At 70.4% G+C, this 24418-nt stretch carries 25 protein-coding genes; 7 read left to right on the top strand and 18 right to left on the bottom strand.

From position 1 onward, the window contains the following. The first annotated feature begins 26 nt into the window (after positions 1 to 26). Genes fsa through E8A49_RS21555 form a run of 3 tightly spaced genes read left to right on the top strand, consistent with a single transcriptional unit; the run spans position 27 to position 2302 of the window. A complete protein-coding gene (fsa, locus tag E8A49_RS21565) occupies positions 27 to 680 on the top strand; it encodes a fructose-6-phosphate aldolase (RefSeq protein ID WP_293386361.1) in 654 nt (217 codons plus the stop codon). Between the two features lie 13 nt (positions 681 to 693). After that, entirely contained in the window at positions 694 to 1377 is a 684-nt protein-coding gene (locus E8A49_RS21560; RefSeq protein ID WP_293386360.1) for a DUF484 family protein, read from the top strand. Positions 1378 to 1387: 10 nt separating this feature from the next. Further along, on the top strand, positions 1388 to 2302 hold the full coding sequence (locus tag E8A49_RS21555; RefSeq protein ID WP_293386359.1) for a tyrosine recombinase XerC: 915 nt from the start codon (positions 1388 to 1390) through the stop codon (positions 2300 to 2302). Here E8A49_RS21555 and E8A49_RS21550 read toward each other — a convergent pair. The 13 genes from E8A49_RS21550 to E8A49_RS21490 form a co-directional block, all read right to left on the bottom strand. Then, positions 2268 to 2564, bottom strand: a complete 297-nt coding sequence (locus E8A49_RS21550; protein WP_293386358.1) for a hypothetical protein — start codon at positions 2562 to 2564, stop codon at positions 2268 to 2270. The genes E8A49_RS21555 and E8A49_RS21550 overlap by 35 nt on opposite strands. After that, on the bottom strand, positions 2561 to 2836 hold the full coding sequence (locus E8A49_RS21545) for a hypothetical protein (RefSeq protein ID WP_293386357.1): 276 nt from the start codon (positions 2834 to 2836) through the stop codon (positions 2561 to 2563). The genes E8A49_RS21550 and E8A49_RS21545 overlap by 4 nt, the downstream gene beginning before the upstream one ends. A 72-nt stretch (positions 2837 to 2908) precedes the next feature. Then, positions 2909 to 3340 carry a GNAT family N-acetyltransferase gene (locus tag E8A49_RS21540; RefSeq protein ID WP_293386356.1) on the bottom strand — a complete coding sequence of 144 codons (432 nt, stop codon included), beginning with the start codon at positions 3338 to 3340 and terminating at the stop codon, positions 2909 to 2911. A 22-nt stretch (positions 3341 to 3362) separates the two neighbouring features. Further along, on the bottom strand, positions 3363 to 4784 hold the full coding sequence (gene lpdA / locus E8A49_RS21535; RefSeq protein WP_293386355.1) for a dihydrolipoyl dehydrogenase: 1422 nt from the start codon (positions 4782 to 4784) through the stop codon (positions 3363 to 3365). Positions 4785 to 4787: 3 nt separating this feature from the next. After that, entirely contained in the window at positions 4788 to 5255 is a 468-nt protein-coding gene (locus E8A49_RS21530) for a PIN domain-containing protein (protein WP_293386354.1), read from the bottom strand. After that, positions 5252 to 5503, bottom strand: coding sequence for an antitoxin (gene vapB, locus E8A49_RS21525; RefSeq protein WP_293386353.1), 252 nt, complete (start codon positions 5501 to 5503; stop codon positions 5252 to 5254). Before vapB ends, E8A49_RS21530 begins: the two co-directional genes overlap by 4 nt. A gap of 62 nt (positions 5504 to 5565) precedes the next feature. Next, positions 5566 to 6831 carry a 2-oxoglutarate dehydrogenase complex dihydrolipoyllysine-residue succinyltransferase gene (gene odhB / locus E8A49_RS21520; protein WP_293386352.1) on the bottom strand — a complete coding sequence of 422 codons (1266 nt, stop codon included), beginning with the start codon at positions 6829 to 6831 and terminating at the stop codon, positions 5566 to 5568. 65 nt (positions 6832 to 6896) lie between these two features. After that, positions 6897 to 9893: a 2-oxoglutarate dehydrogenase E1 component gene (locus E8A49_RS21515; RefSeq protein ID WP_293386351.1), complete on the bottom strand. Its 2997-nt coding sequence runs from the start codon at positions 9891 to 9893 to the stop codon at positions 6897 to 6899. Between the two features lie 87 nt (positions 9894 to 9980). Further along, positions 9981 to 10859: a succinate--CoA ligase subunit alpha gene (gene sucD / locus E8A49_RS21510; RefSeq protein ID WP_293386350.1), complete on the bottom strand. Its 879-nt coding sequence runs from the start codon at positions 10857 to 10859 to the stop codon at positions 9981 to 9983. Further along, positions 10859 to 11446: a hypothetical protein gene (locus E8A49_RS21505; protein WP_293386349.1), complete on the bottom strand. Its 588-nt coding sequence runs from the start codon at positions 11444 to 11446 to the stop codon at positions 10859 to 10861. The genes sucD and E8A49_RS21505 overlap by 1 nt, the downstream gene beginning before the upstream one ends. Then, positions 11446 to 12645: an ADP-forming succinate--CoA ligase subunit beta gene (gene sucC / locus E8A49_RS21500; protein ID WP_293386348.1), complete on the bottom strand. Its 1200-nt coding sequence runs from the start codon at positions 12643 to 12645 to the stop codon at positions 11446 to 11448. Before sucC ends, E8A49_RS21505 begins: the two co-directional genes overlap by 1 nt. Positions 12646 to 12760: 115 nt before the next feature. Beyond that, complete coding sequence (locus E8A49_RS21495; RefSeq protein ID WP_293386347.1) at positions 12761 to 16129, bottom strand: glycosyltransferase; 3369 nt, start codon at positions 16127 to 16129, stop codon at positions 12761 to 12763. Positions 16130 to 16242: 113 nt separating this feature from the next. Next, entirely contained in the window at positions 16243 to 16803 is a 561-nt protein-coding gene (locus E8A49_RS21490) for a hypothetical protein (RefSeq protein WP_293386346.1), read from the bottom strand. 164 nt (positions 16804 to 16967) lie between these two features. Between E8A49_RS21490 and E8A49_RS21485 the strand changes: the two genes are divergently transcribed. Further along, a complete protein-coding gene (locus E8A49_RS21485) occupies positions 16968 to 17738 on the top strand; it encodes a LytTR family DNA-binding domain-containing protein (protein ID WP_293386345.1) in 771 nt (256 codons plus the stop codon). Here the strand turns inward: E8A49_RS21485 and E8A49_RS21480 are convergent. Then, positions 17735 to 18283 (bottom strand): GNAT family N-acetyltransferase, encoded by a 549-nt coding sequence (locus E8A49_RS21480; RefSeq protein WP_293386344.1) that lies wholly within the window; start codon positions 18281 to 18283, stop codon positions 17735 to 17737. The genes E8A49_RS21485 and E8A49_RS21480 overlap by 4 nt on opposite strands. Positions 18284 to 18404: 121 nt before the next feature. Here E8A49_RS21480 and E8A49_RS21475 point away from each other — a divergent pair, with 121 nt between their 5' ends. After that, the gene (locus tag E8A49_RS21475) at positions 18405 to 20075 is read left to right on the top strand and encodes a pentapeptide repeat-containing protein (RefSeq protein ID WP_293386343.1); all 1671 of its coding nucleotides are present in this window, start codon (positions 18405 to 18407) and stop codon (positions 20073 to 20075) included. 25 nt (positions 20076 to 20100) lie between these two features. Here E8A49_RS21475 and E8A49_RS21470 read toward each other — a convergent pair whose 3' ends face one another. Further along, on the bottom strand, positions 20101 to 21084 hold the full coding sequence (locus tag E8A49_RS21470; protein ID WP_293386342.1) for a malate dehydrogenase: 984 nt from the start codon (positions 21082 to 21084) through the stop codon (positions 20101 to 20103). A 117-nt stretch (positions 21085 to 21201) separates the two neighbouring features. Between E8A49_RS21470 and E8A49_RS21465 the strand changes: the two genes are divergently transcribed. Further along, entirely contained in the window at positions 21202 to 21621 is a 420-nt protein-coding gene (locus E8A49_RS21465) for an HIT domain-containing protein (RefSeq protein WP_293386341.1), read from the top strand. A 126-nt stretch (positions 21622 to 21747) separates the two neighbouring features. On the opposite strand, the gene E8A49_RS21460 is transcribed toward E8A49_RS21465, so the two are convergent. Beyond that, positions 21748 to 22467 carry a hypothetical protein gene (locus E8A49_RS21460; protein ID WP_293386340.1) on the bottom strand — a complete coding sequence of 240 codons (720 nt, stop codon included), beginning with the start codon at positions 22465 to 22467 and terminating at the stop codon, positions 21748 to 21750. Positions 22468 to 22472: 5 nt separating this feature from the next. Then, on the bottom strand, positions 22473 to 23369 hold the full coding sequence (locus tag E8A49_RS21455; protein ID WP_293386339.1) for a CoA ester lyase: 897 nt from the start codon (positions 23367 to 23369) through the stop codon (positions 22473 to 22475). Between the two features lie 53 nt (positions 23370 to 23422). Between E8A49_RS21455 and E8A49_RS21450 the strand changes: the two genes are divergently transcribed. Further along, positions 23423 to 23806 carry a DUF2237 domain-containing protein gene (locus E8A49_RS21450; protein ID WP_293386338.1) on the top strand — a complete coding sequence of 128 codons (384 nt, stop codon included), beginning with the start codon at positions 23423 to 23425 and terminating at the stop codon, positions 23804 to 23806. A gap of 24 nt (positions 23807 to 23830) precedes the next feature. On the opposite strand, the gene thpR is transcribed toward E8A49_RS21450, so the two are convergent. Continuing rightward, a complete protein-coding gene (thpR, locus tag E8A49_RS21445) occupies positions 23831 to 24367 on the bottom strand; it encodes an RNA 2',3'-cyclic phosphodiesterase (protein ID WP_293386337.1) in 537 nt (178 codons plus the stop codon). Positions 24368 to 24418: the final 51 nt, after the last annotated feature.

Genomic DNA, 24418 nt, shown 5'->3' with positions numbered 1-24418 from the left:
CGCTCCGCAACCGGCGAGGCTTTCCCATGCAGCTCTTCCTCGACACCACCGACGTGGCGATCCTCAGGGACCTCGCCGTCACCGGCCTTGTGGACGGCGTCACCACGAATCCGAGCCTGATCGCCAAGTCCGGCCGCCCGATGCTGCAGGTGATCGCCGAAATCTGCGACGCGATCGAAGGCCCGGTCAGCGCCGAGGTCGCGGCCATGGACACCGCCGGCATGCTGGACGAGGGCCGCAAGCTGGCCTCCATCGCCCCCAACGTCGTGGTCAAGGTGCCGCTGACCCGCGACGGCCTGATCGCCACCCGCGAGTTCTCGCTGGAGGGCATCGCCACCAACGTGACTCTGTGCTTCTCCGCCGCCCAGGCCCTGCTCGCCGCCAAGGCGGGGGCGAGCTACATCTCGCCCTTCGTCGGCCGGCTCGACGACCACGGCGCTGACGGCATGGACCTGATCGTCGAGATCCGAGCGATCTACGACAACTACGACTTCGACACCGAGATCTTGGCCGCCTCGATCCGCAGCCCGGGGCATGTGACGACGGCGGCCCTGGCCGGCTCCGACTGCGCCACCATCCCGCCCGACGTGTTCAACGCCCTCTTCAAGCACCCGTTAACCGAACGGGGCCTTGATCAGTTCATGAGCGACTGGGCCAAGACGGGTCAGTCGATCCTGTAATGGAGTCGGGCGCATGGACGGTTCGCAGGGCGGCATCGAAGAGGCTCCGCTGCAGCCGGCCGCCGTGCGCCGCTTCCTGTCGGACAATCCGGAATTCCTGACCGGCGATGTGGGCCTGTTGGGCGAGCTCGGCCTGAAGGTCGCCAGCGGCAACATCGTCGACTTCGGCCCCGCAGCGCTCGCCCGTGTGCATGCCGCCCACCAGCGCGAGGCCAGCCAGCGCCAGATGCTGGAGGAAACCGCCCGCGCCAACTTCGCCGCCCAGGCCCAGACCCACGGCGCGGTGGTCGACCTGCTGGATTCACGCAACCACTCCGACCTCGCCCGCCGGCTGGACGAGATCGCCTGTCAGCGCTTCAACCTGGCCGCCGGCGTCATCGCGCTGGAGACCGAGGGCCATCCGCCGGCCGGCTGGAAGCGGCTGGTCGAGGGCCAGGTGGACATGATCCTGGGCGGGCCGCAGCGGCTGGCGCGCATGGGCCTGGCCCCCACCGCGCTCGGCCTGTTCGGCGACCGGGCCGCGGCCGTCGCCTCCATCGCCATGGTGCGGATGGCGATCTGGGAGCCCTCGCGCCAGGGCCTCCTGGCCTTCGGTTCGGCCGACCCCGAGGGCTTCACCGAGGACATGGGCCACGAGCTGGTGGCCTTCCTCGCCCGCGTGGTCGAGCGCACCGCCGAGCGCTGGCCAATCCTGTGACCCCCCGCCCATGACCGGCGCCGAGGCCCTGGCGGCCTGGCTGCAGCATCTGGCGCTGGAGCGCCGCTCTTCGCCGCGCACGCTCGAGGCCTATGGCTTCGCTGGCCGCCGCTACCTCAGCTTCCTGGAACAGCATCGGGCCGAGGCGATCTCCCTCGGCGTTCTCGGCGGCGTCACCGCCGGCGAGGTCCGCGCCTGGCTCGCCCACCTGCGCCAGGGCGAGCGGCCGCTGTCGCCGCGTTCGCTAAGCCAGGCGCTCTCGGCGATCCGCAGCTTCCACCGCTTCCTCGACCGCAGGCTGGATACGCCCAACCCCGCGCTCGCCCTGGTGCGCGGGCCACGCGTCAAGCCCGGTGCGCCCCGGCCGGTCAGCGAGGACCAGGCGCGCGGGATGCTGGCCGAGCCCGGCCTGGACCCTGACCGCGAGGCCTGGGAATCGGCCCGCGACGAGGCGGTGCTGACCCTGCTCTACGGCTGCGGCCTGCGGATCTCCGAGGCGCTGTCGCTGAAACGCTCCGACGCGCCGTTCCCCGACACCCTGCGCATCGTCGGCAAGGGGTCGAAGACCCGCATGGTCCCGGTCCTGCCCGCCGTGCGCGAGGCCACCGAGGCCTATCTGGCGGAGGTCCCCTTCGCGCTGGCCCCCGGTGAGCCGCTGTTCCGCGCCAAGCGGGGCGGGGCCTTAAGCCCTCGCCACATTCAGGCGACGGTGCAGAACCTTCGAGGCCGCCTGGGCCTGCCGGCCAGCGCCACGCCGCATGCGCTGCGTCACTCCTTCGCCACACACCTCCTGGGCGCCGGCGCCGACCTGCGCTCGATCCAGGAATTGCTGGGTCACGCCTCCCTGTCGACGACCCAGCGCTACACCCAGGTGGATGCCGCGGCCCTGCTCAGCGCCTATTCGAAGGCGCATCCTCACGCTTAGGCGGCGGATCGGCCGTCGCCGCGCCGGGCTGCAGATAGCTGGGGTGATAGCCTACCGGCGTCGGCACGCCGCAACCGCCCAGGGTGCGCATGACGGCGTATTCGGCGGCGGGAACCTGGCCGTTGAAGGCGACCTTCTGGCGTTCGACCTCGCGGCTGACCACGTCGTGGCAGTAGGCCGGCTGGTGATAGAGGTTGGGCGTCGGCTCGGCGATGGGCGGCGCGCCGGCGATGGCCGCGGCGGCGAAGGCGGCGAAGATCATCGGCCTGTCTCCGTCAGGCAGAGGTGGCCATCGGGATAGGCCGCCCAATAGCCGAACACCTTCGCCGGGCGGTCGCCGTGGCGATAGAGCGCCGCCGGCTGTGCGAGGGACACCTCCATCCTGCCGGCGGCGCCCGCGCAGGCGCTCTTGGCGGGCAGGGTGCGGATGATGTCGCCGGCCCGGGTCTGGGACGGCGGGTCGAACAGCTGGGCGTGTGGATCGGCCAGCGGGGCCTGGGCCGAGAGCTGGGCGGCGAGGAGCAAAGCGATCATGGCGCGTCTCCGGTTCGCAAACGTAGCCCCAGGCTCTCACCGGACGCCGCCGGCGCCAAGTTAACTCTGGACCTAGCCCTGGGCGGCCCGCTTCGCCCGCACCAGTCGCAGCCAGGCCACGTCCGAGCCGGGGTCGCGGCCGTGCTCGGTGCAGACGAAGCCCTCGCGGCGGTAGAAGGCCTGGGCGCGCAGGTTCGGCGCCTGGACCTTCAGCGAGACCGGCCCGCCGGCCACAGCGCTGACGTGGTCCAGGAGCGCCTTGCCGACGCCGCGCCCGCGCGCATCCACATAGAGCGAATGCAGGAAGTTCTGCGGCCGGTAGAAGCCGGCGACTCCGAGGATCGCGCGGTCCTCGACCGCCACATAGATCTCCTCGTCCTTGGCCGCGCGCAGGAAGTCGTCGCGCCGGTGCCGGTCGGGCGGCAGCCAGGTGAAGGTGTCGCGCAGCACCCGCACATAGAGGTCGGCGCAGGCGCCGAGCTCATCGGACCTGGCGCGCCGCACCTCCATCGCCGAGCGGCGGTCCTCAGGCCTGCATGGTCCACCCCTCGACGCCCATCGCGGCCTGACGCAGGGCCTCGGAGCGGGTGGGGTGCGGATGGCAGGTGCGGGCCACGTCCTCGGAGGCGGCGCGGAATTCCATGGCGACACAGTACTCGCCGACCATCTCGGAGACCGACGGGCCGATCAGGTGCGCGCCCAGCACCTCGTCGGTGACGGCGTCGGCCAGCACCTTCACGAACCCCTCGGTCTCGTGGTTGATCTTGGCGCGGCTGTTGGCGGTGAAGGGGAACTTGCCCACCTTGTAGGCGCGGCCCTCGGCCTTCAACTCCTCCTCGGTCTTGCCGACCCAGGCCACCTCAGGCGTGGTGTAGACCACGCTGGGGATGATCCCGTAGTTCACGTGGCCCGCCTTGCCGGCGATGGTCTCGATGCAGGCCACCGCCTCATCCTCGGCCTTGTGCGCCAGCATCGGCCCGTGGGTGACGTCGCCGATCGCCCAGATCCCAGGCGCGGAGGTCTTCCAGTGGTCGGTCTCGATGAAGCCGCGCTTGTCCGGCGTGATCCCGACGCTCTCCAGGCCGAGGCCCTCGGTGTAAGGCCGCCGGCCGACGCACAGCAACAGGTAGTCGGCTTCGATGGTCTCGGCCGCGCCGCCGGCCACCGGCTCGACGGTGACGCTGACGCCCTTCTTCGAGGCCTTGGCGCCGGTGACCTTGCTGGAAAGCTTGAAGACCATGCCCTGCTTGGTCAGGGATCGTTGGAAGGTCTTGGCGACCTCGGCGTCCATCCCGGGCGTGATGCGGTCGAGGAACTCGATCACGGTCACCTGCGCGCCCAGCCGGCGCCAGACCGAGCCCAGCTCCAGGCCGATGATGCCGGCGCCGATGACCACCAGGCTCTTGGGGACTTCCGGCAGCGAGAGCGCGCCGGTGGAATCGACGATGCGGCCCTGGTCGACGGTGACGCCCGGCAGGCTGGACGGCAGCGAGCCGGTGGCGATGACGATGTCCTTGGCCTCCAGCGCGGTGACCGCGCCGTCCGGGCCGGTCACCTCGACCTTGCCGGGGCCGGTGATCTTGCCCGCGCCCCGCACCCAATCGACCTTGTTCTTCTTGAACAGGAACTCGATGCCCTTGGTGAGCTGGGCCACCGAGGCGGCCTTCTGAGCCATCATCTGGGTCAGGTTCAGCTTGGGCGCCGGAACCTCGATGCCGAGTTCGGCGAAGTGGTTGGCCGCGGCGTCGAACATCTCCGAGGCGTGCAGCAGGGCCTTGGACGGCATGCAGCCGACGTTGAGGCAGGTGCCGCCCAGGGTCGCGCCGCCGTCGATCCCCTTGTCGACGCAGGCGACCTTCAGGCCCAGCTGGCCCGCGCGGATGGCGGCGTTGTAGCCGCCGGGGCCGCCGCCGATGATGATGACGTCGTAGATCGCGGCTTCAGCCATGGCTCAGTCCTTCGATGGGCGGCGCAACCTAGCCATCGCCCCGGTGACGTCAATTACGCCGGCTGGATTGGACCAGTCGACGATCTGCAAACCCTTGAAGCGGGCAAAACCGGCCACGTCGGCCGTCACCACGACCCAGTCGCGGGCAAGGGCCTGGCCGGCGATCATGGTGTCATAGGCGCCGACGCCGCGGCCCACGACCTCCAGTTCGGCGCGCAGGCGACCGGTGGCCAAGGCGTCTTCCCAGGACCAGGGCTCAACCTCCATCTGGGCCAGCACCGCGCCGACAAGCTCCAGCTGATCCTGAACCCTGCCGCTCTTGTGTGCGCCAAGGACCAGTTCGTGCGCCACCACGGTTGAAACCTTGAGTGCGGCGCCGGCTGCGGCGGCCTCTTGCATGTGCCGCCGAACCTGTGGACGTCCCCGCCGCATAAGGTCCACCAGCACATTGGAGTCGAGACTGAAGATCAAAACCTGACCTTCGGCTCGGGAAGCGGAAGATCGGCGGGCGGGTCGGGAAACGGTTCGCCGGCCGCCTCGGCCAACTGGTCGATTTCGTCCCAGAAGGCGTCCCAATCCCGCTCCATGGGTTCCAGGATGACCTTGTCCCCATCCTTCCGGATACGAACCTCGCCGCCCGCGAAACGGAATTCCTTGGGCAAACGCACCGCCTGGCTGCCGCCATGGGTGAACAGCTTTGCGGTCTTCTGGACGCCCATCAGCGCGCTCCATATCTACAGGCTGTAGATACGTCCTCAGGCGGGGCATTTCAAGGCCTCGCCTAGAGGTCGAGCAGTAGGCGCTGCGGCTCCTCGATGGCTTCCTTGACGTGGACCAGGAAGGTGACCGCGCCCTGGCCGTCCACCACCCGGTGGTCGTAGGAAAGCGCCAGGTACATCATCGGCCGGATCACCACCTGGCCGCCGATGGCCATGGGCCGCTCCTGGATCTTGTGCATGCCCAGGATGCCCGACTGCGGGGCGTTCAGGATCGGCGTCGACATCAAGGAGCCGTAGACCCCGCCGTTGGAGATGGTGAAGGTGCCGCCCTGCAGATCCTCCAGCGCCAACTGGCCGTCGCGGGCCTTCTTGCCCAGAGCGCCGATGGCCTTCTCGATCCCGGCCAGGCTCATGGCGTCGGCGTCGCGCACCACCGGGGTGACGAGGCCACGCTCGGTGCCGACCGCGACGGAGATGTCGTAGTGGTTCTTGTAGATCAGGTCCTGGCCGTCGATCTCGGCGTTGACCTCCGGGACCATCTTCAGCGCGTGGACCACCGCGCGGACAAAGAAGCTCATGAAGCCGAGCTTCACGCCGTGGGTCTTCTCGAAGACGTCCTTGTACTGGGCGCGCAGCGCCATGACCGCGGTCATGTCCACCTCGTTGAAGGTGGTCAGCATGGCGGCGTTGTTCTGGGCTTCCTTCAGCCGGCGCGCGATGGTCTGACGCAGGCGGGTCATGCGCACCCGCTCCTCGCGCTCGTGTACCTCGCGCGGGGCGGCGGGCGCGGCCGGCGCGGGCGCCGGGGCCGTGGCGCGGGCCTCCAGGGCGGCCAAGGCGTCGCCCTTGGTGATGCGGCCGTCCTTACCGGTGCCTTCGATCTTCGAGACGTCCAGGTTGTTCTCGGCGGCGACCCGCTGGGCAGAGGGCGCCAGCACCGGCTCGGCGGCGGGCTTGGCCGGGGCGGCAGGCGGTGGGGGGGGTGCGGCGGCCTTCGCCGGTTCGGGCGCCGGCGGCGGGGCCTTCTCAGCGGGGGGAGCGGGCGCGGCGGCCGGAGCAGGCGCCCCGGCCGGAGCGGCCTTGGCCCCGGCGGCGCCTTCGGTGATCTTGCCCAGCACCGCGCCGGGCTCGACGGTGGCGCCTTCCTCGGCGGTGATCTCGGCGAGCGTCCCGTCCGAAGGGGCGGCCACTTCCAGGCTCACCTTGTCGGTCTCCAGCTCGACCAGGATCTCGTCCTTGCGCACCGCATCGCCGGCCTTCTTCGTCCAGCGCGCCACCGTCGCCTCGGTGACGGACTCGCCCAGCGCTGGCGTCATGATGTCGGCCATGGGGAAGGTGTTCCTTTTGCTTGCCGGGTCGCGGTCTTTAGAGGGCGGTCGGGTTGGTCGTCGGGTCAGGCGAAGGCTTCGGTGAGGAAGGCCTCGAGCTCTTTCAGGTGGCGCGCCATCAAGCCGGCGGCGGTGGACGCCGATGCCGGGCGGCCGACGTAGCGGGCGCGCTTGGCCTTGATGTTCAGCCGGTCCAGCGTCAGCTCCAGCCACGGGTCGACGAAGGTCCAGCCGCCCATGTTCTTGGGCTCTTCCTGGCACCAGACCAGCTCGGCGTCCTTGAAGCGCTTCAGGACGTTCGAGAGCGACTTCAGCGGCCACGGATAGAACTGCTCCAGGCGCAGCAGGTAGATGTCGTCGCGGCCGGTCTTGGCCCGGTGGTCCACCAGGTCGAAGTAGACCTTGCCCGAGCAGAGGATCACCCGGGTGATCTTGTCGTCGGGCTTCAGGGTGATGCCGCCCACGTCGGCGCCGGCCTCGGCCCCGTCGGGCATCACCCGGTGGAAGCTGGTGCCCTCCGCCATGTCCGAGAGGTTAGAGACCGCCCGCTTGTGGCGCAGCAGGCTCTTGGGCGTCATGACGATCAGCGGCTTGCGGAACTCGCGGATCATCTGGCGGCGCAGGACGTGGAAGTAGTTGGCCGGCGTCGAGCAGTTGACCACCTGCATGTTGTCCTCGGCGCAGGACTGCAGATAGCGCTCCAGGCGCGCGGAGGAGTGTTCCGGCCCCTGGCCCTCGTAGCCGTGCGGCAGGAGCATGACGAGGCCGCTCATCCGCAGCCACTTGCGCTCGCCCGACGAGATGAACTGGTCGACCACCACCTGGGCGCCGTTGGCGAAGTCGCCGAACTGGGCTTCCCACATGTCGAGCGTGTTGGGGTCGGTGAGCGAAAAACCGTATTCGAAGCCCAGCACCGCCTCTTCCGACAGCGCCGAATTCAGCGCCTCGAAGTGCGCCTGGCCGGGGCCGAGGTTGCGGAGCGGGAAATAGATCTCCTCGGTCTTCTGGTCGATGATCCCGGAGTGGCGCTGGGTGAAGGTGCCGCGGATGGAATCCTGGCCCGACAGGCGCACCGGGTAGCCCTGGTCGAGCAGGGTGGCGAAGGCCAGGCTCTCGGCGGTGGACCAGTCCAGGCCCTCGCCCTTCTCGATGGCTTCGCGGCGGCCGGCGATCACCCGCTCCACGGTCTTGTGGACGCTGATCCGCTCGGGGACCGTGGTCAGCTTGTGGCCCAGGTCGATGAGCTTCTGCCTGGAGACGCCGGTGACGCCGCTCTCCTCGGCCCCCGGCAGCTTCAGCCCCGACCACTTGCCGTCCAGCCAGTCGGCCTTGTCGGCGTGGTAGGTCTTGCCGCTGTCGAATTCCTTGTCGAGGAAGCTGTCGAACTCGGCGATCCAGCCGTCGATCTCCGCCTGTGTCGCCGTGCCCTCGGCCACGAGCCGCTGGGCGTAGAGGTCGCGGACGGTGGGGTGGTCCTTGATCTTGGCGTACATCAGCGGCTGGGTCATCGTCGGGTCGTCACCTTCGTTGTGACCGAACCGGCGGTAGCAGAACATATCGATGACCACGTCCTTGCCGAACTGCTGGCGGTATTCGGTGGCGACCTTGGCGGCGAACACCACCGCTTCCGGATCGTCGCCGTTGGCGTGGAAGATCGGCGCCTCGACCATTAGGGCCACGTCCGACGGATAGGGGGACGAACGGCTGTTCCTCGGGCTGGTGGTGAAGCCGATCTGGTTGTTGACGATGAAGTGCAGCGAGCCGCCCACGCCATAGCCGCGCAGGCCCGAGAGCGCGAAGCACTCGGCCACCACGCCCTGGCCCGCGAAGGCCGCGTCACCGTGCATCAGCAGCGGCATGACGTGGCTGCGGCCGGCGCTGGCGTTCTGGCGCAGGGTGAAGGCCTGCTTGGCGCGGGCCTTGCCGATCACCACCGGGTTGACGATTTCCAGGTGGCTGGGGTTGGCGGTCAGCGACAGGTGGACGCTGTTGCCGTCGAACTCGCGGTCCGACGAGGCGCCCAGGTGGTACTTCACGTCGCCGGAGCCTTCCACGTCGCTGGGCAGGGACGAGCCGCCCTGGAACTCATGGAAGATCACCTGGTAGGGTTTGTGCATCACCGCGGCCAGGACGTTCAGGCGGCCGCGGTGCGGCATGCCGACGATGATGTCCTTCACGCCCAGCGCGCCGCCGCGCTTGATGATCTGCTCCAGCGCGGGGATCAGGCTCTCGCCGCCGTCGATGCCGAAGCGCTTGGTGCCGGGGAAGCGGCGGTGCAGGAACTTCTCGAAGCCCTCGGTCTCGATCAGCTTCTTCAGGATGGCGACCTTGCCCTCCTTGCTGAACACGATCTCCTTGTCGCGGCCCTCGATACGGGCCTGCAGCCAGCCCTTCTCCTTGGGATCGGAGATGTGCATGTACTGCACGCCGATGTTGCCACAGTAGGTGCGCCGCAGGATCTCCAGGATCTCGCGGATGGTGGCCGTCTCCAGCCCCAGCACGAAGTCGAGGAAGATCGGCCGGTCGAAGTCGGCTTCCGAGAAGCCGTAGGTCGCCGGGTCCAGTTCGGAGGCGTCGCCGGGCGTCGTGGCGATGCCCAGCGGGTCGAGGTTGGCCTTCAGGTGGCCGCGCATCCGGTAGGCGCGGATCATCATGATGGCGCGCAGGCTATCCAGGGTGGCAGCGCGCACCGCGTCTGTGGAGATGTCGGCGGGCGCCGCCGCCGGCTGGGCGGCCGCCCTTGTCTGGTCAGATTGGGCGCGCTCGGCGATCTTGGCGCCGACCTTGGCTTCCACGGCGGGCCAGAGGCCGTCGATGGCCGAGAGCCAGTCGGGACGGGTCGTGGGCGGCGCGGCCTTGGTCCAGGCCGGTTCGCCGGCATTGCGCTGCACATCGGCGGCGCTGTCGTGCAGGGTGGCGAAGAAGGCGCGCCAGGAGGGCTCGACGGAATTGGGGTTGGCCGACCACTGGGCGTAGAGGTCCTCCACGAAGGCCGAATTGCCGCCGTAGAGGAAGGAGGTCTCCGCCAAGACCTCGTTGATCAGACCCGCATCGTCCGCCATGTCGTCCGCTTCCCTGAGCCGGGGCCGCGGAGCTTCTCGAATGAAGGAGCCGAGCGCGGACCGCTCTAAACGCTAAAGATGTCGCCCTTAGGCGCCTTTCAGAACCTCAAGCAGAGTCTCGCCGAGCTTCGCCGGAGACGGAGACACGCGGATGCCCGCGGCTTCCATCGCGGCGATCTTGTCCTCGGCTCCGCCCTTGCCGCCGGAGATGATCGCACCCGCGTGACCCATGCGCCGCCCAGGCGGCGCGGTGCGTCCCGCGATGAAGCCGACCATAGGCTTCTTGTTCGGTGAATTCTTGATGAACTCCGCCGCGTCCTCCTCGCCGGCCCCGCCGATCTCGCCGATCATGATGATCGACTCGGTCTCCGGGTCCTTCAGGAACAGGTCGAGCATGGCGATGAATTCGGTCCCCTTCACGGGATCGCCGCCGATGCCCACGGCCGTTGTCTGGCCGAGGCCCACTTGGGTGGTCTGGAACACGGCTTCATAGGTAAGCGTGCCGGAGCGCGAGACAACGCCCACCGAGCCCTTCTTGAAGATGTTCCCCGGCATGATGCCGATTTTGCATTCGTCCGGGGTCAGCACGCCCGGGCAGTTGGGCCCGATCAGCCTGGATTTCGAGCCCGAGAGCGAGCGCTTGACCTTGACCATGTCGGCCACCGGGATGCCCTCGGTGATGCAGATGATCAGCGGGACTTCCGCATCGATGGCTTCCAGGATCGAGTCCGCGGCGAAGGGCGGCGGGACGTAGATCACCGAGGCGTCGGCGCCGGTCTCCTTCACCGCCTCGCCGACGGTGTCGAACACCGGCAGGCCGATGTGGGTGATGCCGCCTTTGCCCGGGGTCACGCCGCCGACCATCTTGGTCCCGTAGGCGATGGCCTGCTCGGAGTGGAAGGTGCCCTGCGCGCCGGTGATGCCCTGGCAGATGACGCGGGTGTTCTTGTTGATCAGGATCGACATTAGGTGGCGGGGCTCACATCGAAGGGGATGGCGAAGGCGAGCATGTGGATGGACTTGCTCTCCTGCACGAAGGCGAGGCGCAGATGGCCGGACTTGGCCATGGCCATGGCGGCGGCGGGATCGTCCATCGGGACCGGCTTGTGGCCACCGGCGTCGTCGAGGAAGAAGTAGCCGGTCTGCCCGGGCTTGCTCATGGACGCCGCCGCGGGCACCGCGGCCCAGGCGGAAAGCGCGTCGGGGAGCTGGCCGGCCGGCGGCGCGGCGGTGGTGGCGACAGCGCAGAAACGCACGCTCAGCGTCGCGCCGCCCACCGGGAGCTGCTTGTGACCGACCAGGACGAAGCTCAGGCCATTGGCGTCGGAGCGCATCCGTCCGTCGGCGTCCTGCACGCCGGCCGCGCCGCTGAACTGCGCCAGCAGCGGCGCCGGGACCGGCGACCAGCCGCCGGCGGTGGCTGCGGCCACGGTGGCCGCGGGGTCGGCGGCGGTCTTCACGCACAGCCCCTGGAAGTCGTCGAACATCGGCGCGGCCCAGGCCGCGCCCGCCGGGAGGGCGAGCGCCAGGGCCAGGAGGCCGGCCTTCAGCATCAGGCCGCGCCCCGCACGGCCTTGACGATCTTCTCGGCGCCGTCGGACAGGTCGTTGGCGGCGATGACGTTCAGGCCGCTCTCGTTGATGATCTTCTTGCCGAGTTCGGCGTTGGTGCCTTCCAGCCGCACGACCAGCGGCACCTTGAGGCCCACCTGCTTCACCGCGGCGACCACGCCCTGGGCCAGGATATCGCAGCGGGCGATGCCGCCGAAGATGTTGACCAGGATGCCCTTCACGTTGGGGTCGGCGATGATGATCTTGAAGGCTGCGGTGACCTTGGCCTCGTCGGCGCCGCCGCCCACGTCCAGGAAGTTGGCGGGCTCCGCGCCATAGAGCTTGATGATGTCCATGGTGGCCATGGCCAGGCCCGCGCCATTGACCATGCAGCCGATCTCGCCGTCGAGGGCGATGTAGGAGAGGTCGTACTTCGAGGCCTCGATCTCCTTGGGGTCTTCCTCGCTCTCGTCGCGCAGCGCGCGGATTTCCGGATGGCGGAAGAGGGCGTTGTCGTCGAAGGACATCTTGGCGTCGAGGACGCGCAGCTGGTCGTCGGCCGTGACGATCAGCGGGTTGATCTCCAGGAGGCTCATGTCCTTGGCCACGAAGGCCGCATAGAGCTGGCCGAGCAGCTTGCCGGCCTGCTTGGCGAGGTCGCCCTTCAGGCTGAGCGCAGTCGCCAGCATCAGGCCGTGGTGCGGCCAGACGCCCGTGGCCGGGTCGATGGTGAAGGTGGCGATCCGGTCGGGGGTGTTGTGCGCCACCTCCTCGATGCTCATGCCGCCCTCGGTGGAGGCGACCACCGAGACGCGGGAGGTCTCGCGGTCGACCAGCAGCGAGAGGTAGAGCTCCTTGGCGATGGCCGCGCCTTCCTCGATGTAGAGGCGGTTGACCTGCTTGCCCTTCGGCCCGGTCTGCTCGGTGACCAGCACCCGGCCCAGCATTTCCTGGGCCGAGGCCTTCACGTCCTCAATGGACTTCAGTACGCGCACGCCGCCCTTGGCGTCGGGACCCAGGCCCTCGAAGCGGCCCTTGCCGCGCCCGCCGGCGTGGATCTGCGACTTCACCACGAAGACCGGACCCCCCAGCTTCTCGGCGGCCTGGACGGCCTCGTCGACGGTGAAGGCCGGATAGCCCTTGGGGACCGCCACGCCGAACTCGGCGAGGACGGCCTTGGCTTGGTGTTCGTGGATGTTCATGGGGCTCGCGGAGGACGCGGTTGCGATGACGCCTCGCCGGGCCGGCGAGTGCGCGGCGTTATAGGCGCCGCTCCCTTCGAAGACAACCGCAGCGCCGTCTTAAAACGCCGGTCTTCTAGCCGGCGCCCTCGAAGGCGGCGCTGGCGCGGCGCTCCAGCTTGCCCCAGCCGACCCGCGCGCCATGCAGGGCCGCGTCGATGGACTTCACCACCACGTAGTACATGAGCTGGCGGTAGCCGAAGCGCTGGACCGGCATCCAGACCAGGTCCGCCCAGGGCGCGCGGCGCTCCAGGGCCATGCCCAGCGCGCCTGCCGACAGGTCCAGGAAGATGAAGGCGGCCCAGTAGGACAAGGGCCGGATCAGGTCGTCCGGCGACCATTCCGTGGAGTGGTTGGTGAAGCCGTAGATCGCCGAGATGATGCTCCAGATCACCGCCAGGTCGATCAGGGGCGCGACCGCGGTCAGCAGGATCTGGAAAAGCCAGATCTGCGGCAGGGCGACGAAGCCCAGCACCGGATGCTTCGGGCTGAACAGGGCCGCGCGGTGTTTGTAGATGCACTGCAGGGTGCCGAACGACCAGCGGAAGCGCTGCTTCAGCAGGCCGGCGACCGTCTCCGGGGCCTCGGTGTAGGCGCGCGCCTCGGGATCGAACTCGACGCGCCAGCCGGCCCGCTGGATGGCGATGGTCAGGTCCTGGTCTTCGGCCAGGGTGTCGTCGGGATAGCCGCCGAGCTGCTCCAGGGCGGCCTTGCGCCAGGCGCCCACCGCGCCCGGCACCACGGTGACCGCGCCAAGCGCCGCCAGCGCCCGGCGCTCCAGGTTCTGGGCGGTGACGTACTCCAGCGCCTGCCAGCGGGTGATCAGGTTGCGGCGGTTGCCGACCAGGGCGTTGCCGGCCACCGCGCCCACCCGCGGGTCGACGAACCAGCGGGCCAGCCGGGCCAGGGTCTCCGCCGGGAACAGGGTGTCGGCGTCCAGCGCCACCACCACGTCGCCGTGCGCCTTGGTCAGGCCCTTGTTAAGCGCGCGCGCCTTGCCGCCGTTCTCGAAGCTCATCAGGGTCACGCGCGGCTCGTCGGCGAAGGCCTTGCGCACCACCTCGGCGGTGTGGTCGGACGAGCCGTCGTCCAGCACCAGCACCTCCAGCTTGGCCCAGTTGGACGCCAGGATCCGGCGCACCGAGCTTTCGATCACCGCCTCCTCGTTGAAGCAGGGGATCAGCACGCTGATCAGCGGCCCCGTGGCCGGATCGAGCATCGGCGGGGTGCGCCGGGCGATGGTCGAACGGTGGATCAGGGCCAGCACGCCCAGCACCAGGAGCCGCGCCACGCCCAGCACGATGGCGGTGATGAACAGGGTCGAGAGCGCGACGTTGAGCCCGTGGAAGAAGCCGAAGCCGATCCGGTCGAGCAACAGCTCGAAGGAGTTGCGGCTGGTGGGCGGCATGGCCTCCTGCGGCGTCATGCCGGCGAGGTCGGCGACCGTCACCAGCTTGTAGCCGTGCGCCCGCAGCGCATCGATCAGGCCGGGCAGGGCCTTGACGGTCCACCGGCGGTCGCCGCCTGAATCGTGCAGCAGGATCACCTGGCCCGGCCGCTGGGTGTCCTTCAGTCGCGAGAGCGCGGTGTCGACGATGTGCTCTGGCGTGGATGCGTTCGGATTGCGCCAGTCGTCGGGATCGATGCGCAGGCCCACCGTCAGGTAGCCCTGCATCTGGCCCAGCATGACGCGGCTGACTTCCAGCGGGGTGTCCGGCTCGGCGTCGCCGAAGAACGGCGGCCGGAACAGTCGCATGGAGCGGCCGGTGATGGTCTCGAACAGCCGCTGGGTCGCCGACAGCTCCACCGAGGTCTGGGCGGCCGGGATGAAGGCGATGTCCGGGTGCGTCCAGGTGTGGTTGCCGACGTCGTGGCCCTCGTCGACCTCGCGCTGCACCAGGCCCGGCTTGGCGGCCATGTTCTTGCCGATGACGAAGAAGGTGGCCGGGGCGTGCTTGGCCTTCAGGATGTCGAGGATCTGCGGCGTCCAGCGCCCGTCCGGCCCGTCGTCGAAGGTGATCGCCACCCACCCCGGGTGGAAGCCGTAGCGCTGGACGACGTAGGAGGTGGGCATCACCTCGTAGGTCTCGCCGCTGATCAGGCCGGTGTCGGAGTCGATCTCGATGGAACGGCGTCCCGGCGTCGGGATCGAGGAGACGTGCAGCACCTCGCCGTCGCCGTCGAACTCCACGCCGCTGCCGGGCCTGAGCGCCTCCAGCCCGTCGGGCTTGCCCTGGCCGTAGTCGTGACGCAGCACCTGGTAGTCGAGCTGGTCCTCATGGCCCATCCGCCAGAGCGCGTAGCCCAGCGGCCGGAAGCCGTCGGCGACGTGGATCTGGTTGAACAGGGTGGGCGCGTCCAGGAACCAGACCACGTGCTTGTGCATCTGGTCGTCCTGATAGCCGAAGGTCGGGTTGAGGGAGTTCTCCTCCATCTCGACCTGGGCCTCGGCGTCGTGGGCCCGCTGGGTCGCGTCGGCGAACAGGGCCGACTCCGACGAGGCCTTGTTGTGCGGCCCTGGCAGGGTCCAGTCGTAGCCCACGTTGTCGAGGGCGATGATGGTCTTGGCCGGGTCCAGGTGCTCCATGCGCTTGGCGAGGTTGGACTCGAACCAGTCCTGCGCCGCCACCGGCCCGGGCTCGCCGCCGCCATAGTGCTGGTCGTAGGCCATCAGCATGATCGCGTCCGACGCGTCCTGCAGGGCCTTGTAGGGGTAGTCGTCGTCGGCGAAGACGGTGGTCACCCAGACGTCGCGGCCGATGGCCTTCAGCGCCGTGCGGGCCTGGGCGATGAAGCCGGGATAGGCGCGCAAGCCCGCCTCCGACAGCTCCTCGAAGTCGAAGACATAGCCGGCGTAGCCGCGCTTCTGCGCCTGGGCGACGAGGTCGGCGATCATCGCCGCCCGCGCCTGCGGGTTCATCAGGAAGGCGCTGGCCATCGCCCCGTTCCATTCGCCGCCCGTCGGCTTGTTATAGATCTGCGGCAGGACCGACGGCGGGTGCTTGGCCGCGGCGATGATCGCGCGCGCCTGCGGGTCGGAGGTGTAGCTCAGGCCGCCATTGGCGTTGATGAGCTCGATCCACTGCGGCGAGACCACGTCCAGCTGGTCCACGTGGTCGGTCAGCGACTGCCGCGAGCCCTCGTCCCAGGACACATAGATGCCCACCGCCAGCGGCCGGGTCGGGCCGGCGGCCGCGGGGCCGGCGCGCGGGTGCGGGATCTTGTTCCATTGGGCGCGCCCGCGCAGCTTGTGGGCCGTCTCCTGATGCAGGGCCTCCAGCGCGCGGGGGTCCTTCAGGTTGACGGTCGGCAGGCGCGGCGCGAACGCCAGGGTCGCGAAGAAGCCCGCCACCAGCAGGGCCACGAACGAGGCCACAAGCCCGCCTACGAAGCGCACGCGTCTGGCCCGGCGTCCGGTCGGATCGTGGAAGACGAGATCGGCCATAGGGTGCGGGCAGGCGCCTTGGTGAATCGGCGGAATCTTATGCCCCGCCACGATGTCCGAAGCTAGGCGTGGGCGCGGCCGCCGCCCGCGCGGCGCGCAAGGCCGGCCGGGACCTAGCCGAAGAACACCCGCCACAGGACCCGGCCGGGGATGAAGGTCAGGGCGAGGTTGAAGGCGAAACCGCCATAGAACAGGCCCATCATCGTCCGGCGGTGGCGCGCCACCGCGTGCCGCTTCGCCCACAGCACCCCCAGCGGCAGGATGATCAGCACCCAGCCGCTAAAGAGGTGCAGGACCGAGAAATGCCCTGGCCGCAGCGTGGTGATGAACAGCGACGATCCCGCCGTCAGGGCCACCAGTCCGACCCACATCCAGCCGGCGGCGCGGTGGAAGGTCCGCCCCTTGTGTACGATCATCAGCGCCGCGCCCAGGCCCAGCGCCAGGAGGGCGGCGGCGAGATGGATCTGGATCGGCCTCGGCAGGGCCGCCAGCAGCGCCAGGTCCGGCGTCCGCAGATGCGCGCCGGCGGCCTGTGCGATCAGGGCCGGCGCGGCGGGCGTGAGGGCCAGGACCACCACCACGGCGGCGACCGCCGCGGGCCAGGCCGCGGCGCGCCAGACCCGAGTCCTCGGTTGGCCGGCGGTCCGCGGCGGCGTTTGCGAAACAGACGACATCCGCTATCTCCAATCCTTCAGCGGCGCCTGAGGCGGCGGCGCATCGAGGTCAGGCTTGGAGACTGCGGTCGCGATGGGCAAAGGCCGATGCGCCAGCTGACAGCGGGACTTCGCGAAGGCGCGCCTGGCGCCGTTCACGCTTCGCCAACGGCGGGTCCGCGCTGATGGCCCAGGCCAAAGCGCCGTTCAACTTCGGTCCCTTCGACGACGTGCGGGGCGTGGTTCGCAGCCTGGCGGTGACCCAGGTGGGCGGCCTCTTCCTCGCGCTGGCCGGCGCCTTCGGTTCGGGCCAGGCGCCGATCTACGCGCGGCTGGTCTATTGGGTTGTCCTGATGGGGCTGGGCTGGCTGTGGGGGATCCTCGTCTCCCGCTTCTTCTTCCGCCAATCCACCTGGCCCGGGTCGCTGTGGATGCGGGTGGTGGTCTCGGCCCTGGTCATGGCGCTGCCCTTCTCGGCGGTGGTGGCTGGCGTGGGGATGATCATCTTCCACCAGCACTCCTACCCCGCCGCGGCCATACCGGAGCTCACCGCCTCGGTGACCGCGGTCTGCCTTGTGATGGTCGCCATCAACGTCCTGGTCGAAGAGCGCATGGGAGGCATGACGGAAGCCTCCGCCGAGCCGCCGAAGTTTCTGGAGCGCCTGCCGCTCAAGCTGCGCGGCGCGGAGCTCTGGGCGGTGGAGGCCGAGGACCATTACCTGCGCCTGCACACCTCGAAGGGGCAGGACCTGATCCTGCTGCGCCTGTCCGACGCCGTCTCCGAACTGGATGGGATCGAGGGCGCCCAGGTCCACCGCTCCTGGTGGGTGGCCCGGGACGCGATCGCCCAGGCCGTGCGCGGCGACGGGCGGGCCACCCTGACGCTGAAGGACGGCGCCGAGGTCCCGGTCAGCCGCCCCTATGCGCGGCTGCTCCGGCAAAAGGGCTGGATCTAACGGCCGCGGCGGCCGATCCACGCGTCCCGCGTCTGGCTCCAGATCTCCGCCTTGGAGTCCTCGTAGGGCGGCGGCATCTTCGCGGGCCCCTTCAGCGTCGAGCCCAGCGCCTTGGCCACGGCCTGCGAGGCGGTGTTCTCCGGCTCGATGGTGTGGATCGCCTCGGCCCAGCCCAGGACGTCGAAGACGTAGTCCATGCAGGCCGCCGCGCCCTCGCGGGCGTAGCCCTTGCCCCAGCAGTCGCGGTTGAGGGCCCAGCCGACCTCGGAACCCGGCCAGCCCTCCGGCTGCCAGGGGCCCAGGCGCCCGACCCAGCGGCCGGTCGACTTCTCCAGCAGCGAGAACATCGAGAAGCCGCGGATCTGCCAGGCGCCGACCACCGAGCACAGGCCGCGCCAGGCGACCGGGCGCGACTGCGCCCCGCCGATGTGGCGCATCACCTCCTCGTCGGCGGCCCAGGCGGCGTAGGCCTCGAAGTCCTCGGCGATGGGCGCGCGGAGGATGAGGCGATCGGTCTCAAGAATTGGCGCTGGCGCAAATGACATATTTCAGGCTCAATATGGTCGGGGAGAGAGATCGGTGCGGGGGTTGCCAGCTTAGCCGTGGGCGCGGCTAGTCGACCAGCGCAACGTTTGTCGAGGGATCCGCTTAGGGGCTGGATCTCGCATGACACGTGACGATTCTTCTGAAGACCATCGCAACGCGGACCGGGGCGCCGAAGGCGCCGGTCTTGTCCTGCCGCCGCCTGAACGCCGTTGGCGGCCGGGCGCGCGGGCGATCCTGTTCGCCGGCGTGGCCGGGGCCTGCGCGCTCGGCGTGGGCCTCGGCCTCTGGGCGCGCCCTGACCCGCACGAGCGCGGGATCGCCGTGGCCCAGGCGGCCGCGGACACGCCGGACCCCCAGCCGGCCGGGCGCAAACTGCAGATCGTCATCGGCGACCGTCCCGCTCCGGTCGGCGCGCCCATTGAGGTGCTGCCCCAGGCGCCGAGGTCGCTGTTCGCGGCGCTCACGCCCGCGCCGCATCCGAACGCCGCCCGGGCTGCGGTCCCGGCCCCGGCGCCGGTCCTGGCCTCCGCCACATCGCCCGCCCCGGCGTCGCACCCGGATATCCTGCCCCGGCTGGCGCCGCTGATGACCGCCGCCCTGGCCGCGCCGCGCCTCTTCGTGGAGAAGATCAAGGCCGTCGAGCCGCCGGTCTTCGCCCAGGCTCAGACAGACAGGGCCAAGGCCGAACCGCCGACCGTCCGCCGCACCCCGATGTTCGAGGCCGACGCCCGCGCGACCCGGCTTGCGGTCATGCGGCTCGCCGCGGAAAAGGCCGCCGCCCAGGCCGATGCGGATCAGGCGGCCGCCCACCGGATGGAGCTCGCCCAGGCCGCCGAGGCCAAGGCGGCCCAGGCGAAGGCGCAACAGGCCAGGCTCGCCGAGGCGAAGCTCGTGGAGGCCAGGCTCGAGGCGGTCAAACTCGCCGACGCCAAGGCCGCGCAGGCCAAGCTCACCCAGGCGAAACTGACCCAAGCGAAATTGGCCCAGTCCAAGCTCGCCCAGTCCAAGCTCGCCCAGTCCAAGCTCGCCCAGGCCAAGCTGACGCAGGCCAAGCTCGCCAAGGCCGCCGAAGCCAGGCAGGCGCAGCAGATCCGCCTGGCGCAGGCGGCGCAGGAAAAGGCCGCCGAGGCGAAGGCGGAGAAGGCCGAGGCGATCCGCCTGGCCAAGGCCGAGAAGTCGCAAGCCTTGCGCCTGGCCCAGGCGGAGGCCAAGGGGCGCGCCGAGGCCCAGGTCGAGGCCAAGGCCATGGTGCTCGCCGAGGCCCGTGACGAGGCGAAGAAGCGCGCGCGCCTGGAGGCCCTGGTCCATGCGGTCCAGAAGGCCCTGCCGCACATGGCGCCGGCGCCGGTGGAGACCGCCAAGCTCGACGCCAGACGCGCCGCCCGCAGCCGCCATGACGAGGCCGTGGTGGAGCGCGCCTCGCTGAAGGCCCGCAAGAGCCCGCATCCGGCCGAGCCACCGGCGCGCAGCCGCCCCGCGCCGGTGGTCCCGGCGCCGCCGTCCGGCCTGGTGAAGGTCTCGGCCCCGCGCTGCGCCTCACGCGATCCGGGCGAGGCCCTGGTCTGCGCCGATCCCAGCCTGGGCGCGGCCGACCGCCAGCTCACCCGCGCCTACCAGGGCGCGCGCGCCGCCGGGGTGCCGGAGGCCCAGCTGCAACGCCAGCAGCAGCAATGGCTGGCCGCCCGCTCCGCCGCGGCGCGCGAGGCGCCGTGGGCGGTGCGCGACGTCTACCTGGCCCGCATCGCCGAGCTGAACGGCCTGGCCAAGGACGCCCACGGCGACGGCTACTGAGGGCCGCCGCCGGCTTGCCTAGGCCTTAGCCCAGCAGGTCCTTCACGGTGTCGCGTTCGCCGACCAGCTCGTCGTTGGTCAGCGCGATCTTCGACTTGGCGAAGTCGTCCATCTCGTAGCTGTCGATGACCTCGTAGCCGGCCGCGGTGCTCTTCACCGGCATGCCGGCCCAGACGCCGTCGGCGAAGCCGTAGCGGCCGTGGCTCTCGACGCCCACCGAGTGGATCTTGCCGGGCGTGACCAGGTCGCGGACGTGGTCGACCAGGGCGTTGGCCGCCGAGGCCGCCGAGGACAGGCCGCGCGCCTCGATGATCGCCGCGCCGCGCTTGCCCACCGCCGGCAGGAAATCGTTCTTGAGCCAGGCTTCGTCGCCGATCACCTCGGCGGCGGCCTTGCCGCCGATCTTGGCGTGGGTGAAGTCGGCGAACATGGTCGGGCTGTGGTTGCCGTAGATGAAGGTGTCGGTGACCGCGTCGATGGCGACGCCGGCCTTCTTGGCCAGCTGGGCGCGGGCGCGGTTCTCGTCGAGGCGCACCATGGCGGTGAAGCGGTCCTTCGGCAGGCGCTTGGCCTGGTTGGCGGCGATCATCACGTTGGTGTTGCAGGGGTTGCCCACCACCGCCACGCGGCAGTCGTCGGCGGCCACCTTGTCGATGGACTGGCCCTGGGCGATGAAGATCTTGCCGTTGTCCTTCAGGAGGTCGGCGCGCTCCATGCCCGGCCCGCGCGGCTTGGAGCCGACCAGCAGGGCCCAGTTCACGTCCTTGAAGGCCACGTCCGCCTCGCCGGTCAGCACCATGTCGCTGAGCAGGGGGAAGGCGCAGTCCTCCAGCTCCATGGCGACGCCCTTCAGCGCCTTCTGCGGGCCCTCCACCGGGATTTCCAGGAGCTGCAGGATCAAGGGCTGGTCCGCGCCGAACATCTGGCCGGAGGCGATGCGGAACAGGAGCGCGTAGCCGATGTTGCCCGCGGCGCCCGTGACCGCCACGCGGAGGGGTGTCTTCGCCATGTCGCTGCTCCTTTATGCTGTTGCGGCGGGTCCCTAGCCCACCGGCGGGCGGGCCGCAATGCTGCGGCGCGGGGAAACGGCTGGCAGGCGCGCGCGGCGGCGTCCAAGCTGGCCGGCATGTTCGAGATCGACCCCGCCTTCATCGCCACCTCGCACGCCCTCGGCGACCTAGCGCTCTGCCACGCGCGCCTGCAGGCCGACGCCCGCTTCCCGTGGATCGTGCTGATCCCCCGGCGGGTCGGCGCGCGGGAGCTGGAGGACCTAGCGGCGGGCGAGCGCGACGTCCTGATGGACGAGGTGCTGCGGGCCGGCGCGGCGGTGCGCGCGATCGCCGAGGCGCTGGGCCGCCCGGCCGCGAAGCTCAACGTCGCCCAGCTCGGCAACGTCACCCCGCAGCTGCATGTGCACGTGATCGCCCGCCGCCCCGACGACGCCGCCTGGCCCGCGCCGGTCTGGGGCGTCGGGGTCGCCGAGGGCTATACGCCCGCGGCCCAGTCGGCGGCCGAGGCTGCGGCGCGACGGGTGCTGGGATTGTAATCCGCTCGTCCCGAAGGCAGGGATCCAGATGGAATGACTCAGAGGCGGGTTCCAGCACCCTCAGCGTTCATCCCAACCATCTTCCAGCCTTTGGATCCGGGTCCCGGCCTTCGCCGGGATGAGCGGCTAAGGGCTCGTCCGGCGCAGGACCACGCTCCGGCGCGCGCCGGCTTCGGTCAGCTCGCCGGTCCAGACGCCGCCGCCGTTGTCGCGCAGGGTGGCCACGACGGTTGGCGCGCCGGGCTGCGGGACGAAGCGCAGGGTGAGGGCGCCGCCCTGCCGCTCCAGATCGTCTACCAGTCCCGAGGCGTCCCGGGCGCCGCGGCGGCGCGGGTCGCGCCAGACGCCTTCCAGCCGGTCGCGGCGGTCGACCAGCTGCAGGATGTAGAGGTCCTGGCCCGCGCCGGAGAGCGTCCAGCCCCCATCCAGCGGCCCCTGGAAGCTCTGCGCCGAGGCGAAGGACGAGCGGATGCGCGAATCGTAGGCCAGGTCACGGATGGCCATCGGCCCGTCCGGTGTGCGGGCGAGGTCGTCCAGAGCCACCGGGGCGTCGGTCTGCGGGCGCGGCGGCGGCGGGAACGGGATCACCGGCGCGCCGGGCCGGGGCGGGGTGAAGCGCGGCTCGCTGTCGGCCTGGGTCCCGCGCGTCTGGCCGGCGACGTCCGGCTCGTCCTCGTCGCCGGGCGCGCGGCCGTGCTGGTCGATCAGGGCGCCGATCACGTCGGGCGAGCCGGCGGTCGGCGGCGGGGCCTGGGTGGGCGGCTGCGGCTCGGACGCGCCGGCCTGCGCCCAGGCGCAGGGGCCGGCCGCCACGCTCACCAGCAAGCCCAGCCAAGCGATCCGCATCGCCGTCAGACCTCCGAGTCCGAGGCCGCTTCCCGGGCGGCGATGGCTTCCGCCACCGCGATCAGCCGCCGGGCCTCGGCCAGGTGCAACCGCTCCACCATACGGCCCTCCACCTTGAGGACGCCTTTGCCGGTATTTTCCGGCGAATCGAAGGCCTTGGCCACCGTGCGCGCCCAGGCCACGGCGTCGAGCTCTGGCGTAAAGATGTGGTTGGCGGCGTCCAGGTGGCTCGGATGGATCAGGCTCTTGCCGTCGAAGCCCAGGTCCGCGCCCTGGCGGCACTCCCGGGCGAGGCCGTCCAAGTCGGGGATGTCGTTGTAGACCCCGTCCAGGATGGCGATCCCATAGGCGCGGGCGGCCAGGACGGCGAGCGACAGCGACGCCACCAGCGGCGTGCGCGCCGCATCCGGCCGGCAGCGCATCTCCTTCACCAGGTCGTTGGCGCCGACCACCCAGGCCGTGACGCCGGTGTCGGCTGAAGCCCCGCCCAGGGCGTCCAGGGCGAAGACGGCGCGGGCGGTCTCGATCATCGCCCACAGCGGGACCTTGTCGCCCAGCGCCCGGCGGCAGGCGGCGAGGTCGGCGGGCGTGCTCATCTTGGGGACCAGCACCGCGTCCGGCGCCGCCTCGCTCAGGGCGGCCAGGTCGTCCGCGCCCCAGGGCGTGTCGAGGCCGTTCGCCCGCACCACCAGCTCGCGTCCGCCATAGCCGCCCAGCCGCACCGCCTCGCAGGCGAGCGCGCGGGCCGCGATCTTGGCCTCCGGCGCCACGGAATCCTCCAGGTCGAGGATCGCCACGTCGCAGGGCAGCGTGCGGGCCTTCTCGATGGCGCGCGCGTTGGACGCCGGCAGATAGAGGGCGCTGCGGCGCGGGCGGACGGAGAAGGCGGCGGGGGCGGCCATTTAGGCTCCTTCGCGCATGGATATTGCACAGTCTTAGCGGTTAGGGTGGGGCCATGACCACACGCTACGATCCAGGCGCCCGCAACGTGCTGGGCGGCGAACTGAAGCCCTGCTCGCTGGACCCGGTCACCGGCTTTTTCCGCAACGGCTGTTGCGAGACCAGCCACGAGGACGTGGGCCTGCACACGGTCTGCGCGGTGATGACCGACGAGTTCCTGGCCTTCAGCCGGGAGATGGGCAACGACCTTTCGACCCCGGTGCTCGAGGCCGGCTTCCCGGGTCTGAAGGCCGGCGACCGCTGGTGCCTCTGCGCGCCCCGCTGGAAGGAGGCGCTCGACGCCGGCGCCGCGCCGCAGGTGGTGCTGGACTGCACCCACGAGGAGACCCTGGCCATCGTCCCGCTGGGCATCCTGAAGGACCACGCGGTCCGGGCGTGAAATTCCTCCCCCGGCGGGGCGCAACTAGAGGAGCGGATATTCCGCCTCCAGCCGGTGGTGGGCGTGCTCGCTGCCCAGGAAGCTGGAGTAGAGGCCGAAGCTGGCCACGTGGATCGGCGGGGACTTGAGCAGGTTGTTCGCCTGGATCCAGGCGCCGACCTCCGCCGGGTCCGCGCGCTTCAGATAGGCGAGGGTGACGTGCGGCCGCCAGGCGCGGGTGTCGGGTTTCAGGCCGACGCGGCGGGCGGCGGCCTCACAGGCCTTGGCCAGCCGGCTCAACGGCTCGCTGGGGGCGAGGCCGGCCCACAGCACGTGCAGGTCCGGCCCCTCGCCGAAGGCGCCGACGCCGGAAAGCTCGATCTCGAAGGGTGGCGCGCGCACCGCCATCAGTTCGGCGTCGAGGTCGCGGGCCACGTCCTCGCGCACGTCGCCGAAGAAACGCAGGGTCAGGTGCAGGTTCTCCGGCGGGCTCCAACGGGCGGCCTCGACGCCCGTCTGGCGGCGGGTCAGGCCCGCGACGGCCTCCGCGGGCATGGGTAAGGCGGCGAAGAGCCGGATCATCGGGCGGAAATACCCCAGCCGGCGGGGTTTCGGAACGCCCGGGGCCTTCAC

This window comes from Phenylobacterium sp., from assembly GCF_004799515.1.
Classification (GTDB): Bacteria; Pseudomonadota; Alphaproteobacteria; order Caulobacterales; family Caulobacteraceae; genus Phenylobacterium.
Note: the sequence above shows the minus strand (reverse complement) of the source record. Positions and strands in the feature narration are given on the sequence as shown.